General features: G+C 69.2%; 15 protein-coding genes. 12 read left to right on the top strand and 3 right to left on the bottom strand.

The window, feature by feature from the left end; translation table 11 throughout:
* Window positions 1-35 precede the first annotated feature (35 nt).
* The 3 genes from MRBLWO12_RS11255 to MRBLWO12_RS11245 all read left to right on the top strand — a co-directional run bounded on the left by MRBLWO12_RS11255 (window position 36) and on the right by MRBLWO12_RS11245 (window position 1,957).
* Window positions 36-506: an Lrp/AsnC family transcriptional regulator gene (locus MRBLWO12_RS11255; protein WP_363555471.1), complete on the top strand. Its 471-nt coding sequence runs from the start codon at window positions 36-38 to the stop codon at window positions 504-506.
* Between the two features lie 102 nt (window positions 507-608).
* Window positions 609-899 carry a DUF4287 domain-containing protein gene (locus tag MRBLWO12_RS11250; RefSeq protein WP_363555469.1) on the top strand — a complete coding sequence of 97 codons (291 nt, stop codon included), beginning with the start codon at window positions 609-611 and terminating at the stop codon, window positions 897-899.
* Window positions 900-976: 77 nt separating this feature from the next.
* Window positions 977-1,957: a 1,4-dihydroxy-2-naphthoate polyprenyltransferase gene (locus MRBLWO12_RS11245; RefSeq protein WP_363555467.1), complete on the top strand. Its 981-nt coding sequence runs from the start codon at window positions 977-979 to the stop codon at window positions 1,955-1,957.
* 94 nt (window positions 1,958-2,051) lie between these two features.
* Here MRBLWO12_RS11245 and MRBLWO12_RS11240 read toward each other — a convergent pair whose 3' ends face one another.
* Both MRBLWO12_RS11240 and MRBLWO12_RS11235 read right to left on the bottom strand, forming a co-directional pair.
* The gene (locus MRBLWO12_RS11240; protein WP_363555465.1) at window positions 2,052-2,384 is read right to left on the bottom strand and encodes a DUF4229 domain-containing protein; all 333 of its coding nucleotides are present in this window, start codon (window positions 2,382-2,384) and stop codon (window positions 2,052-2,054) included.
* A 28-nt stretch (window positions 2,385-2,412) separates the two neighbouring features.
* Window positions 2,413-3,306: a hypothetical protein gene (locus MRBLWO12_RS11235; RefSeq protein ID WP_363555463.1), complete on the bottom strand. Its 894-nt coding sequence runs from the start codon at window positions 3,304-3,306 to the stop codon at window positions 2,413-2,415.
* Between the two features lie 120 nt (window positions 3,307-3,426).
* Here MRBLWO12_RS11235 and MRBLWO12_RS11230 point away from each other — a divergent pair, with 120 nt between their 5' ends.
* The 7 genes from MRBLWO12_RS11230 to MRBLWO12_RS11200 all read left to right on the top strand — a co-directional run bounded on the left by MRBLWO12_RS11230 (window position 3,427) and on the right by MRBLWO12_RS11200 (window position 10,725).
* Window positions 3,427-4,407 (top strand): glycosyltransferase family 2 protein, encoded by a 981-nt coding sequence (locus MRBLWO12_RS11230; RefSeq protein WP_363555461.1) that lies wholly within the window; start codon window positions 3,427-3,429, stop codon window positions 4,405-4,407.
* Entirely contained in the window at window positions 4,404-5,765 is a 1,362-nt protein-coding gene (locus tag MRBLWO12_RS11225; RefSeq protein ID WP_363555459.1) for a polysialyltransferase family glycosyltransferase, read from the top strand. The genes MRBLWO12_RS11230 and MRBLWO12_RS11225 overlap by 4 nt, the downstream gene beginning before the upstream one ends.
* Window positions 5,696-6,964: a cytidylyltransferase domain-containing protein gene (locus tag MRBLWO12_RS11220; protein WP_414685477.1), complete on the top strand. Its 1,269-nt coding sequence runs from the start codon at window positions 5,696-5,698 to the stop codon at window positions 6,962-6,964. The genes MRBLWO12_RS11225 and MRBLWO12_RS11220 overlap by 70 nt, the downstream gene beginning before the upstream one ends.
* A 94-nt stretch (window positions 6,965-7,058) precedes the next feature.
* Window positions 7,059-7,931, top strand: coding sequence for an N-acetylneuraminate synthase family protein (locus MRBLWO12_RS11215; protein WP_363555457.1), 873 nt, complete (start codon window positions 7,059-7,061; stop codon window positions 7,929-7,931).
* A gap of 11 nt (window positions 7,932-7,942) precedes the next feature.
* Window positions 7,943-9,358 carry a DUF6716 putative glycosyltransferase gene (locus tag MRBLWO12_RS11210; RefSeq protein WP_363555455.1) on the top strand — a complete coding sequence of 472 codons (1,416 nt, stop codon included), beginning with the start codon at window positions 7,943-7,945 and terminating at the stop codon, window positions 9,356-9,358.
* A gap of 58 nt (window positions 9,359-9,416) precedes the next feature.
* Window positions 9,417-10,460: a GTP pyrophosphokinase gene (locus tag MRBLWO12_RS11205; RefSeq protein ID WP_363555453.1), complete on the top strand. Its 1,044-nt coding sequence runs from the start codon at window positions 9,417-9,419 to the stop codon at window positions 10,458-10,460.
* A gap of 127 nt (window positions 10,461-10,587) precedes the next feature.
* On the top strand, window positions 10,588-10,725 hold the full coding sequence (locus MRBLWO12_RS11200) for a hypothetical protein (protein ID WP_363555451.1): 138 nt from the start codon (window positions 10,588-10,590) through the stop codon (window positions 10,723-10,725).
* A 3-nt stretch (window positions 10,726-10,728) separates the two neighbouring features.
* On the opposite strand, the gene MRBLWO12_RS11195 is transcribed toward MRBLWO12_RS11200, so the two are convergent.
* Window positions 10,729-11,328, bottom strand: a complete 600-nt coding sequence (locus MRBLWO12_RS11195) for a TetR/AcrR family transcriptional regulator (protein ID WP_363555449.1) — start codon at window positions 11,326-11,328, stop codon at window positions 10,729-10,731.
* A 99-nt stretch (window positions 11,329-11,427) separates the two neighbouring features.
* Here MRBLWO12_RS11195 and MRBLWO12_RS11190 point away from each other — a divergent pair, with 99 nt between their 5' ends.
* A complete protein-coding gene (locus MRBLWO12_RS11190) occupies window positions 11,428-12,141 on the top strand; it encodes an SDR family oxidoreductase (RefSeq protein ID WP_363555447.1) in 714 nt (237 codons plus the stop codon).
* Window positions 12,142-12,179: 38 nt separating this feature from the next.
* Entirely contained in the window at window positions 12,180-13,178 is a 999-nt protein-coding gene (locus tag MRBLWO12_RS11185) for an NADP-dependent oxidoreductase (protein WP_363555445.1), read from the top strand.
* Window positions 13,179-13,258 lie beyond the last annotated feature (80 nt).

The raw sequence follows: 13,258 nt of genomic DNA, 5'->3' as shown, positions 1-13,258 counted from the left end.
GGTCATAACGGGATACTGACGATAATCTTACATCCGTGGATGATTCTGTCGACCGCGCGATCGTCGCGGAGATCGCTCGTGACGGACGCGCGACGCTCTCCCAGCTCTCGGATGCCGTCGGCCTCTCGGTGTCGGCCGTGCAGTCGCGGCTCCGGCGGCTCGAGACCCGCGGCGTGATCACCGGCTACCGAGCGATCCTCGACCCCGAGCTGGTGGGCACGCCCCTCTCCGCCTTCATCGAGATCACCCCGCTCGACCCCGCGCAGCCCGACAACGCCCCCGAGCTGCTGGAGCACCTCGACGCGATCGAGGCCTGCCACTCCATCGCCGGTGATGCCAGCTACATGCTCTTCGTGCGTGTGGCCTCGCCCCGCGCGCTGGAGGAACTCGTCCGCGACATCCGCACGGCGGCATCCGTCAGCACCCGTACGACCGTCGTGCTGCAGACCTACTATGAGCACCGGCCGATCCTGCCGCTGGGCACGGAGGACGCGATCGAGGGCTGACGACCGCTCCGCGTGATCCGGCAGCGTTGTCGACCTGCAGCATTGTCATCCGCTGCGCGCTCGGCCATGATGGCTCTCGCACCGCTCGACACAGGAGACCTCATGTCCTTCCAGGCTTACCTCGACAACATCGAGACCAAGACCGGCCTCACCCCGCGCCAGTTCATCGAACTCGCCAAGGAGAGGGGGTTCGACGAGACGACCAAGGCCACCCCCATCGTCGCGTGGCTGAAAGAGGAGTACCAGCTGGGCCAGGGCCACGCGATGGCACTGGTGCACGTCATCACCAAGGGGCCGAAGATCGGCGACAAGCACGTCGGCAAGCCCGGTGCGCACGGCGACAAGAGTGACACGCTCTGGCTCGAAGGCAAGGACTCCAACCCCGACGCGTGAGACGTCGCGCGAGTTCCACGCGCGAATCCCCGACGGCGTCGACGGCCGTCATCAGCGCGCCCAGTAGGATTCCGAGCGTGGCAGCATCGTCGAAGCGCAAGAGTTCTGCGCGCACCAAGAGCACCCCGCGTACCCCGAGTCGCACCAGCGGCAACCCGGCCCGACGCCCCATCGTCGAGGCCGGCCCGGTCACGGTGGGGGACTGGATCGGCGCTGCACGACTGCGCACGCTGCCGCTCGCCGCGGCTCCGGTCATCATCGGCTCCGGCGCGGCCCGCAGCACGGGCCCGGAGTTCCACTGGGTGATCGCGCTCGCGTGCCTGGCGGTCGCGGTGCTGCTGCAGATCGGCGTGAACTTCACGAACGACTACAGCGACGGCATCCGCGGCACCGACGCCGTGCGCGTCGGGCCGGCGCGCCTGACCGCTTCCGGGCGCGTGAAGCCCCGCACCGTGCTGATCATCGGGCTGAGCTTCTTCGCGCTCGCGGCTCTCGTCGGCCTCGCGATCGTCGTACGCACCGAGCAGTGGTGGATGCTGGCGGTCGGCGCCGTGTGCATCGTCGCCGCGTGGTTCTACACCGGCGGCAAGCGGCCCTATGGCTACGCGGGCCTCGGCGAGGTCTTCGTCTTCGTGTTCTTCGGCCTCGTCGCCACACTCGGCACCACCTGGGTGCAGGTGTTCCAGCTGCCGCAGCAGGCCTGGCTCGGGGCGGTCGCTGCCGGCCTGTTCGCCTGTGCCGTGCTGCTGGCCAACAACCTGCGCGACATCGATCAGGACCGCGAGGTCGGCAAGCGCACCCTGACCGTGCTGATCGGCCGCCGCGCGACCCAGGTGCTGTTCACGCTGTTCATGCTGGTGCCCTTCGCGATCGCTGTGTTCCTCGCGCTCGTGTTCCCGATCGCGTGGATCGCGCTGCTCGCGCTGCTCGCCGGACTGCCCGCGGTGCTGATCGTCTGGACGTACCGGCAGCCGCGCGAACTCGTGATCGCCCTCGCGCTGACCTCGCTGACGTCGCTGCTCTACGCCGGCGCACTGTTCTGGGCGTTCGCCGGCTGACGCGCGTTGTGGCGGCGTCATCCTCCGTCACCGAGGCGCGCAGATGGGCGCATGTTGTCGCTTCGCGGGTGCGGATGCGACGATGTGCGACCAGTCAGTCGCGCGGGGTGGCGCCATCCTGCGCGGTCGCGCCTTCGGATGCCGCACCTTCGGATGCCGCATCCTCCACGGCGGCGTCTTCCGCTTCGGCGTCGGCCTGACGGCCCGAGGTGCGTCCCTCACGACGCTCGTGCAGCTCGGCGGACGCCTTCGAGAGCGGCGCGCGCAGGAAGAGCATCGAGATGCTGGTGCCGATGAGCGCGGCGAAGATCGCGGCGAGCCACCAGAACTCCCGGAAGATCGGGAAGAAGAACCACATGATCGCGAGGGGGACGAGGAACGCCAGCAGCCGCAACACGGTGTAGACGAGGAGGGGTGCAGGCTTCACTCCACCAGTCTAAACGCGCCGCCGCCGCTCAGCCTTCGAGCCCGATCCGCGCGAAGGGGATCCCCCGGACCACGCGTCGCCGCGGATGCTCCCCGAGCGACCACAGCATCCTCGCCTCCGGGTCGAGCGCCAGATCCTCGCAGCCGACGGGCAGCGCAGTCGGGTGCGGGGCCAGAGCTCCGACCGGACCCGACCACAGCGTGCCGGGTCTCATGCCGTCGGACTGCGACACGAAGACACGGTCGCCCCAGCGCACGGCGCCCTGCATGTGACCGATGCCCGGCGCGAAGCGGTCCCTCTCCTCGAAGCGGCCGCCCTCTCCCTCCGGCAGCGCGAACTCGCCGATGCGGCCGCGGTCGTCGGCACGGAACTCGCCGATCAGCACCCGCGGCAGGGGGGTGCCGTCCTCGTCGTACAGGCGGCCAAGGAACGAGCAGCGCAGGGCGACCGGATGCACCTGCGTCCGCACGGCCACGAGCGACCTCGCCCCGGGGCGACGCCCGGAGATCCCGCGAAGGCGGCGGGCGACGGCGCCGCGCACCTCGCACACCTCGCCGAGGTCGAACTCCCAGATGCCCTGCCCCGTCGCGGCGGCGAACAGCCGATCGCCGAACCAGGCGATCCCGCCGGTGTGGATGCGGGCGGGCTGCAGTTCGCCGTCCTCCTCGATCGCGAGGGCGATGTCGATGTGGCGGGAGCGCTGCAGATCGATCAGCACGACGCGCGAGGCGAGGTGACTGCCGCTCCTGTCCTGCCGGAACCAGCTCACCGCGAGGGTGCGCCGACCGCGCCAGGAGCCGACATCGACGCCCTGCGGATACCAGCGGGTGGTCCAGGCGCGGGCCGTGAACCAGCGGAACTCGTCCGTCTCGCGCACGCGTCGGCGCATCGGGCGTCCGTGCGAGTGCCGAGACCAGAACATCTGTCCATCGTCGCCGATCCGCGCGGGTCCCGTGACCAGGACACCCCGCGTTCACCGCGGCGTCGGCATCCGGCAATGCGCAGCTGCGATCATGCGGGCACCGTCCACCTCGGGAGTTCCGTGCGCAGACCGCTCGTCACCGTCATCCTGCCCGCAAAGGACGCCGGCGCCTACATCGCGACGACGCTGGAGACCCTGTTGCGGCAGTTCGACGACCCCTCGGCGCTGCAGCTGGTCGCGATCGACGACGGTTCCCGCGACGGGACCGGCGACCTCATGCGCCGGTACGCCGCTCGGTTCCCGAACGCCGACGTGATCGTCAACGCTTCGCCGCGCGGGCTCGCGAGCGCGCGCAACCAGGGCCTCGCGCTCGTGGAGGCCGAGACGTTCTGCTTCGTGGACGGCGACGACTGGATGCAGCCGGGGCGACTGCCGGTGCTGTCGTCGCGGTTGCGGGAGCTGGACGCCGATTTCCTCCGTACCGACCATGTGACGGTGCGGGATGGGGCGCGCACGCTCGTGCGGGCCCCGCATCCGTGGCGCGAGCAGGTGGTGCCGCCGCGCGAGGCGATCCTCCCGGATGCGGAGACGACGATGGTCGACTACCCCTTCGCCTGGGCCGGGATCTTCCATCGCCGGATGATCGACCATGGCCTGGCGGCGTTCTCGCCAGGGCTGTTCACGGCGGAGGACCGGCCCTGGATCTGGCGCCTGCACCTGCAGGCACAGTCCTTCGCGGTGGTGGACGCCCCGGCTCTGCTCTATCGTCGCGGTGTCTCGACCTCCCTCACCCAGGTGCGCGATCGACGGCAGCTGGATTTCGCGCGGGCGATGTCGGAGGTCGTCGACCTCGTCGAGATCGATCCGGAGGCCGAGCGGTTCCTCCCCAAGGCGGTGTGGACGGCGCTCGCCCTCAGCTCGCATCACCTGGTGAGATCGCGACGGATGCCCCGCGCCCTGCGCCTCGAGATGCGCGCAGCCATCCGCGGTCTGCTCGAGCGTCTGCCGCACGCGGAGGTGGTGGCCGCCGTTGCTCGGCTCGATGGCCCTCGTCGGCGTGTGCTGGCCTCCAGCCTCCGCAGAGCGGGGCACACGCGATGACCCAGATGTTCGCGCTGCACAGTGCCTACGGACTCGCGACCGCCGCCGCGGCGATCGACGAAGGTCTCCTCGGCGACTCCGCAGACCGCGTGCTCGTGCCCTTCGTGTCGGCCCGGGTGCCCGAGACCGTCGTCGGCATCGGTGTCGACCCGTCACTGGAGTCGCTGCGTGGGCGATTCGACCGCGTCGAAGACCTCGGGGCGCTGCTGGGAGCCCTGCATCCGAGCGACTGGCAGCCGGCCGACGCGGATCTGCCCCTGCTGGAGAGACTGTTCATACGGGCCTGGGGCATCGACCCCGACGACCTGGAGCTGTTCGTGCAGAGTCCCCAGGTCGCGCCGGCGCGCACCCTGATGTCGATCTTCCCTCGCGCACGGCTGTCGATCATCGGTGACGGACTGATGACGTACTCGCCGATGCGGGTCGCGCTCGGCCGATCGGTCGCCGCGCGGATCGGGCAGGTCGTCTACGCCGACGTGGTGCCGGGAGTGCGACCGCTGGTCGGATCGCCTTTCGCGACCCCGCTCCCGGTGCCGCCGGCGCGCTTCCAGCAGGTGCTGCGCGAGAGCGATTCCGGCGCCCCGGTGGTCGATGCCTCGGGTGCGGCGCTGGACGACACGGTGCCGACCGCGCTCGTGCTGGGCCAGTACCTGTCGGCGCTCGGGCTGCTGACCGTGCGCGAGGAGGCGGCCCTGCACCGTGACCTGATCGATCGCGCGATGACCTGGTCGCCGCAGAGGGTCGTGTTCAAGCCGCACCCCGCAGCGCCGCCGCTGCAGTCCGACGCCGTGCGGGAACGGGCGCTCTCGCTCGGGCTCGAGTACGCCGAATACCGCGGAGCGCTGCCCGCCGAGGTGCTCGCAGAGCGGATCGATGCGGTGGCCGTGGTGGCGGGGTTCTCGACCGCGCTGCCGACGGTGCGCGCGACCCTCGGCATTCCCGTGGGGTCGGCGGGGACGGCGCGCCTCCTCGCGGGTCTGGCGCCGTTCGAGAACAGCAACCGCGTGCCCCTGGTCCTGGTCGATGCGCTCACCCGCGACGACTCTGCGCACGCGGATCCCGCACGCCTCCAGCTGCTGATCGACGCGGTCGGTCACACGATGCAGCCGGAGATCGCGGTACACCTGCGACCGCGTGCCGAACTGCTGCTGCGCACGCTGGACGCGTCTGAGCGCGACCGCTACTTCGCCCCCGAACGTCTGTCGCTCCTGCGTCTGCCCGGTGCGCCGGTGGAGGGCCCGGTACGACGGATGCTGCGCTCCGCCGGGGGAGCGGGACGGGTGGAGCAGTGGCGGCTGACGGCTCTCGGAGCGCGCAACCGCGCAGGACGAGTGTGGCGAGTGATGCGAGGACGATGATGACCGAGATCGACGAGCACGTGACGACGGATGCGTCCCCGCAGGCCGATGCACCCCCGAGGACCGTGGCGATCATCCCGGCCCGTGGAGGGTCGAAGGGCGTGCCGCGCAAGAACCTGCAGCGCGTGGGCGGCGTGGCTCTGGTCGCGCGCGCGGTCAGAGCGGCTGCAGCGGCGGGCGTCGAGCTGGTCGTCGTGTCGACCGACGACGACGAGATCGCAGGCGTCGCGGCATCCGCGGGAGCACGGGTGATCCACCGCCCCGCCGAGCTCTCGGGTGACACGGCGTCGTCCGAGAGCGCGATCCTGCACGCGCTCGACGAGCTGGAGAGCGCCGGCGAGCACTACGACATCGTGGCCTTCCTGCAGGCGACGTCCCCGTTCATCCCGAGCGACGCGCTCGCCGCCGCCGTCGCCGAGGTCGCGGCGGATCGTGCCGACAGCGTGTTCTCGGCGTACGAGACCTACGGCTTCCTCTGGCGTCAGGATGCGGACGAGGTGGCGGTCGCGGTCAACCACGAGGCCGCCCATCGTCCCCGGCGTCAGGATCGGGAGCCGCACCACCTCGAGACCGGCGCGTTCTATGTGTTCCGTGTCGCGGGATTCCGCCAGAGCCGGCATCGTTTCTTCGGCCGGATCCGCATCGCCGAGGTCCCGGAGTGGTCGGCGATCGAGATCGACGATGACCAGCAGCTCGGGATCGCCAGGGCGCTCGCTGTGCGGCATGATGCGGTCGAGCGGATGAACGTGCAGGCGGTCGTGACCGACTTCGATGGCGTGCACACCGATGACACCGCCCTCGTCGATGCGGACGGGCGCGAGCGCGTGCGGGTGAGCCGCGAGGACGGGATGGGGGTCGCGCTGCTGCGCCGGGCCGGGCTGCCGATGCTGATCCTCTCCACCGAGGTGAACCCGGTGGTGCGGTCGCGGGCCGAGAAGCTGCGGGTGCCCGTGCTGCACGGCATCGACGACAAGGAGTCGGCGCTGCGCGGATGGGCCGAGGAGGTCGGCGTCGCGCTGGCCGACATCGCCTACCTCGGCAACGACGTCAACGACCTTCCTGCGATGCGGATCGTGGGGTGGCCGGTGGCCGTCGCCGACGCGCATCCGCTCGTGCTCGAGGAAGCGCGTGCGGTGCTCACCCGGCGCGGAGGGCATGGGGCCGTGCGGGAGCTCATCGAGCGGGTGTTGTCGAGCTGACCGGTGCCGGTAACTCCCCGGTCGCATGGTGTTCACCCGCGAGGCGTAGCCAGGAGGGGCGGGGATTTCAGACCGCTCGACGACCGGAGGAATCATGACTGTCAGCATCGGATCGCGCGTCATCGGAGGCGGTCATCCCGCCTACGTCATCGCCGAGATCGGACTGAATCACAACGGTGATGTCGACATCGCCAAGCGTCTGATCGACGTCGCCGCGCGTGCAGGCGCCGATGCGGTGAAGTTCCAGAAGCGCACCCCCGAGATCTCCACGCCGGAGCACATGCGCGACGTGCCGCGCGAGACGCCGTGGGGCACGATGAGCTACCTGGACTACCGCCGCCGGGTGGAATTCGGGCGTGACGAGTATGTCGCGATCGGCGACCACGCCACGCTGCAGGGGCTCGACTGGTTCGCCTCGCCGTGGGACGTGCCGAGCGTCGACTTCCTGGAAGACCTGAACGTGGTCGCTCACAAGGTCGCCTCGGCCAGCCTCACCGACACCGAGCTGCTGCAGGCGCTGCGGGCGACCGGCAAGCCCGTGATCCTCTCCACCGGCATGTCGACGATCGCGCAGATCGACCGCGCGCTCGAGACGCTCGGCACCGACCGGGTGGTGCTCATGCACGCGACCTCCACGTATCCGCTGGAGCCGGAGGAGGCGAACCTCCGGGCGATCGCCACGCTGCGTGACCGCTACCCCGGTATCCCGATCGGCTACTCGGGGCACGAGCGCGGACTGCAGATCTCGCTGGCAGCCGTGGCCATCGGCGCGGTCGCGGTCGAGCGGCACATCACGCTCGACCGCACGATGTGGGGCTCCGATCACGCGGCCTCGCTGGAGCCGACGGGGCTCGAGCACCTCGTGCGCGACATCCGGGTCATCGAGACCGCTCTGGGGGACGGCGTCAAGCGCGTCTTCGACAGCGAGCGCGCCCCCATGGCGAAGCTGCGTCGCGTCACCGCATGAGCGGAGAATCCATGAGCGGGGAATCCATGACGAGCGGCCGCCTGGACCGCGACGGTCTGCGGGTCGTCGCGATCGCCGACGCAGACTCCTTCGTGAAGTGGTCCGCCTCCTTGCTCGGCTCGGTGCCGGGCATCCGTGCGCACCTGCTGCTGGTGCGCACACCGTTGACGGCGAGCGTCGATCAGCAGCGCACGGCACTCGCCGGCACCGGCCTGGCGGCGGATGCGGTCACTCGGGTGCGCTTCACCGAGGTGCAGGCCTGGTTGGAAGGGCAGCGGCCTGATGTCGTGCTGCTCGCCGGACGCGGGCCGTTCGTGCGGCTGCTGGGTCGAGTGATCGACACCCTCACGCACCGACCCGTCACGATCTCCGGGCTGCCGGGCATGGCCGTACCCGCGCAGCGCGGCGCCCTGGAGTATCGCCGGCACACCGACCTGCTCATCCTGCACTCCCACCGCGAGGAGCGTGCTTTCGCGGAGCTCGGGCGGCGCATCGGCGTCCCCCTTCCCACGGCGCTCGCGACGCTGCCTTTTGCGCGGCGGCGACAGCGGATGCTGAAGCCGGAGCACGTGCGTGTGGATGCCGTGGCGCGGAGCCAGGGCGCGGTCGTGGTGGCCGAACGTCCGCCGACGCCGGTCGCGGTGCGACCCCCGGCCACCGACATCGTGTTCGCCGCGCAGGCCCTCGTCCCGGTCGAGCGCGAGGAACGTGCCGAGATCGCGGCGATGCTGGTGCGCGCGGCCGAGGCCGATCCGGGAAGGCGCGTGGTCGTGAAGCTGCGCTCCCGGCCGGGCGAGTCCGAGACGCACCTCGAGCGCGCGCCGTATGCGGAGCTGCTGCCGGAGCGGCGGCCCGAGAACCTGGTCTTCTCCTACGAGTCGATGGCATCGGCACTCGACAGCGCGGCAGGGCTCGTCACCGTGAGCTCCACGGCGGCGATCGAGGCGACTGCGCTCGGCATCCCTGTGATCGCGCTCGACTCGTTCGGCGTGAGCAAGAGCCTGCTGAACACCGTGTTCGTCGGCAGTGGGCTCCTCGGCGGGCGGAGCGAGGTCGTCGCCGGGCGGTTCCGGCATCCGCATCCGGACTGGCTGCGCGACAACTACTTCCACCCCGAATCCGAGTCGACGTGGTGGGAGCGAGTCGAGCAGCTCGTCGCCCTGCGCCGGGCCGGGGCGCTGCCGCCGAAGCGCCTACCGGCGGCACGCGGCGGCGCGCTGCATGACGCCTGGCATCGCGCGAGCGTGCTCGGCGCCGAAGATCGCACGGTGCAGGGAGTGGCGGCGCTCGCGGTCGGTGTTCCGTTCACGGGTGCGCTCGCCGCGGTGCGGCGGCGACGCCAGCCGGCCGACGGGGGGACCTGGTCCGACGCCTCCACCGACTACACGCTCGAGCCGAACCCGTTCCAGGACTCGATCCGGCGGTAGCGCGCGTGGGCGCTGCGACCAAACCCGTCCCGCACTCGTCGCCCGATAGGGTTCAGGGGTGACATCGAATGGTAAAAGCGCAGGCGAACGCGTGCCCTTTGACGCCGAGCAGCACTACAAAAACCAGCTTCCATCGCTCGAGCGGCTTGCGACAGAAGTGCAATTCGCGCTGGCCCACGCGTTGAGCAGTTCAGGTATCAAGCTGCACGGAGTGACCGTCCGAGTGAAGGATCAGACCAGTTATCTGGAGAAGATCGCTCGCAAGAACTACAACGATCCGCAGAGCGAGGTGCAAGACCTCGTCGGGGCGAGAATCGTGTGCCTTTATGCCTCCGATCTGCCGAAGCTTGGCGAAGTCGTAGAGTCTCTGTTCGAAGTGATCGAACATGAGGACAAAGTCAACTCCGGGCCAAGCGAGGCGTTCGGCTATATGTCAGTCCACTACGTCTGTCGTCTACCCGCGACGAGCGCCGGTCCGAGGTATGAGGGACTTCACGGACTTGCGTTCGAAATACAATGCCGGACCATCTTGATGGATGCGTGGGCGAATGTCTCTCACCATCTCGCCTATAAAGGTGAAGCGAGTATTCCGAGGGCATTGAAGCGCGATTTCCATGCGTTGGCCGCGTTGTTCCACATCGCCGACTCGCACTTCGAGATCCTCGCTGAACGGTCACGTCGCGCGGATGAGGAGGCGGCCATCCTCATCACTGAGACGTCGAGTTCTGCTTCTCTGTGGATTGACATGCCCATTGATCGCTCTACTGTGCAGGCCTATCTCGTCTTGAAGATGCGAGAGCGTCAAGCGATAAGGCCGGTCGAGGAATGGGCGGTATCTGACCTTGTAGAGGAGATCAGCGAGCTCGGTGTTGAGACGGTCGAGCAGCTCGATGATCTGCTTACGCCCGTCCTCGCTCTCGCATACGAGTATGAGTCCGAGTACCCGCCTGGCCAAAGTGAGGACGATGGGCTCTACTTGTTTTCCCCTATAGGTCTAGCTCGTACGGGCCTCGCTATCGCAAGTGCTCGATACGCCTCGGATAAGTATCCGGAGGAGGACAGAGTATTCCAGGACTATCGCAGTCGGGTCCCGCTCAACTAGTGCTCGCGGACTGGGTGGCAGCCGTCGGCCGTCGATGCGCTCCGGGGCGTCCGGCGCGACTCAGTCCACGGGGTCACGGACGTTATGGTCTGCACTCAGGAGAGTCGTCGAGCAGCACCCTTCGAGTGTGCTCGGCGTTCCGGTCACCGGAGCGCTCGCCGCGCTGCGCCGCCGACGCCTGCCGGCCGACGGGGGGACCTGGTCCGACGCCTCAACCGACTACACGCTCGAGCCGAACCCGTTCCAGGACTCGATCCGGCGGTAGGTACTAGCGGGCGAGCAGGGCGCCGATCTGTCGGCGCACGTCGTCGGCGAGTTCGTCGATGCTCAGGCCGACGTTGATGCTCGCACCCATCGTCAGGAACATGATCGCCGAGACGATCCGCGCCAGCGAGGCGGCGTCGTCCTCGGCGATCGCGGGATCGCGATGCAGGATGGCGGCAGCCGCCTCCTCCGTCTCCGCGACTATGCGCAGCGCTTCGGCGTGGTGCGCATCCGTGGGATCGCCGAACACCATCTCGCGCACGTAGACGCGACCGTTGTCGATCTGCACGCGGTTGCACTCGAAGATCGGACGCAGCAGCGCCATGAGCGCATCGAGAGTGTCCGAGATGCGCGCGGCCGTCGCGATGCCCGACTCGAGCGCGGCAGCGTAGTGGGCGTTCTGCACGAGCAGCAGGAGCTCGCCCTTGGTCTTGGCGTAGAGGAACAGCGTGCCGGTGCCGACATCCGCCCGTTCGGCGATCTGCTGCGTCGTGACATCGTCGATGCCGCGCTCCGCGAAGAGTTCGGCGGCTGCCGCGGTGATCCGCTCGAGCTTCTGCTGCTTGTTCCGCTCACGGCGTGTGACGGCTGCTGCAGTCGACATGGAACCCCCGGGAATAGAAACTGAGTGCGCTCAGTTATGAGTGAAGTCGCTTACGTGCGCACTCAGATATCCATTGTCGCAAAGAAGAGAGAACAGTCCATGCCTTCACTCACCGGAGCCGTCGTCCTCATCACCGGAGCGAACGGAGGCATCGGCACGCAGTTCGTCGCCGAGGTGCTCGCGCGCGGTGCCGCCAAGGTCTACGCGACGGCCCGTACGCCGCGGACCTGGGATGACGAGCGCGTGGTCCCTCTCGTCCTCGACGTCACCGACCCCGCATCGATCAGCGCCGTCGTGGAGGCCGCGCCCGATGTGACCGTGCTGATCAACAACGCGGGAGCATCCGTGCCCACGGCCGGCATCCTGACCCATTCGGATGACGACATCCGCAGCAACGTCGAGACCAACTTCCTCGGCCCGCTGTTCCTCGCTCGTGCGTACGCCCCGCTCCTCGCCGGTCGCCCCGGTGCCACGATCATCGACATCCACTCCGCGCTCTCGTGGTTCGCGGTGGGCGGGATCTACAGCGCCACGAAGGCGGCGCTGTGGTCGGTGACGAACTCGCTGCGGCTCGAGCTGGCGCCGGCGGGCGTGCACGTCGTCGGAGTGCACGTCGGCTACGTCGACACCGCGATGGCCGCGCACGTCGACGACCCGAAGACCGACCCCGCCGATCTGGTGCGTGCCGTCCTGGACGCGACCGAGCGCGGCGAGTACGAAGTGCTCGCCGACGAGACCTCGGTACAGGTCAAGGCGGGCCTGAGTGCGCCGCTGGAGGCGCTCTACCCGCAGCTTCGGGCTGCATCGGCCTGATCCGCGAACGTCGATCGAGCACAGGAGAGCACGGAGTCATGCGCGCATTCGTCGTAGAGAAGTACAAGCAGCCGCTGGTCCTCAGAGACGTTCCGGAACCCGTCGTGGGGGAGCGGGACGTGCTGGTGCGGATCGAAGCGGCGGGGCTCAACCAGCTGGACGAGAAGATCCGCAGCGGCGAGTTCGCGCAGATCCTCCCCTACGGGCTGCCTCTGATCCTGGGCAACGACGTGGCAGGGACAGTGATCCGTGTCGGACGGCTGGTGCGGCGCTTCCAGCCGGGCGACGGTGTCTTCGCGCGGCCCGACGACTCCCGCATCGGGGCGTTCGCCGAGCGGATCGCGGTCGCTGAGGCCGACCTCGCCCTCATGCCCACGAGCATCTCGATGGTCGAGGCGGGCTCGCTGCCCTTGGTCGCGCTCACGGCATGGCAGGCGCTGGTGGAGCGGGGCAAGATCGGGCCGGGGCAGAAGGTGCTCATCCACGCGGGCGCTGGGGGAGTCGGTTCGATCGCGATCCAGCTCGCCGCGCACTTGGGGGCGACGGTGGCCACCACGGCGAGTGCAGCGAACGCCGACTTCGTGCGCGAGCTCGGCGCCGACGTCGTGATCGACTATCGCGCGCAGGACTTCGCGGAGGAGCTGTCGGGCTACGACCTCGTGCTCGACAGCCTCGGTGGCGAGAACCTCGAGAAGTCGCTGCGCGTGCTGAAGCCGGGCGGTACGGCGATCGGCATCTCCGGTCCGCCCGATCCCGCGTTCGCGGCCGCACGGGGCATGAACGCGTTCCTGCGCCTGGCGATCGCCGCGCTCAGCCGCAGGATCCGTCGGCAGGCGAAGAAGCTCGGGGTGACGTACGAGTTCCTGTTCATGCGGGCCGACGGTGCGCAACTCGGAGAGATCGCCGCCCTCGTCGATCAGGGCGCGCTGCGGCCGGTGGTCGCGCAGACGTATCCGTTCGCGCGACTGCCGGAAGCGCTGGCCGGGCTCGCCGGGGGAGGGAGCCGCGGCAAGACCGTGATCACGGTCGCCGAGTGAGGTCCGACGGATGACACCTGGTGTCATCCGTCGACTCATGGCGTTATTTCAGGTGCCGTCCCTGGCTTTGCAGATCACGG

The organism is Microbacterium sp. LWO12-1.2, from assembly GCF_040675875.1.
Lineage (GTDB): Bacteria > Actinomycetota > Actinomycetes > Actinomycetales > Microbacteriaceae > Microbacterium.
Note: the sequence above shows the minus strand (reverse complement) of the source record. Positions and strands in the feature narration are given on the sequence as shown.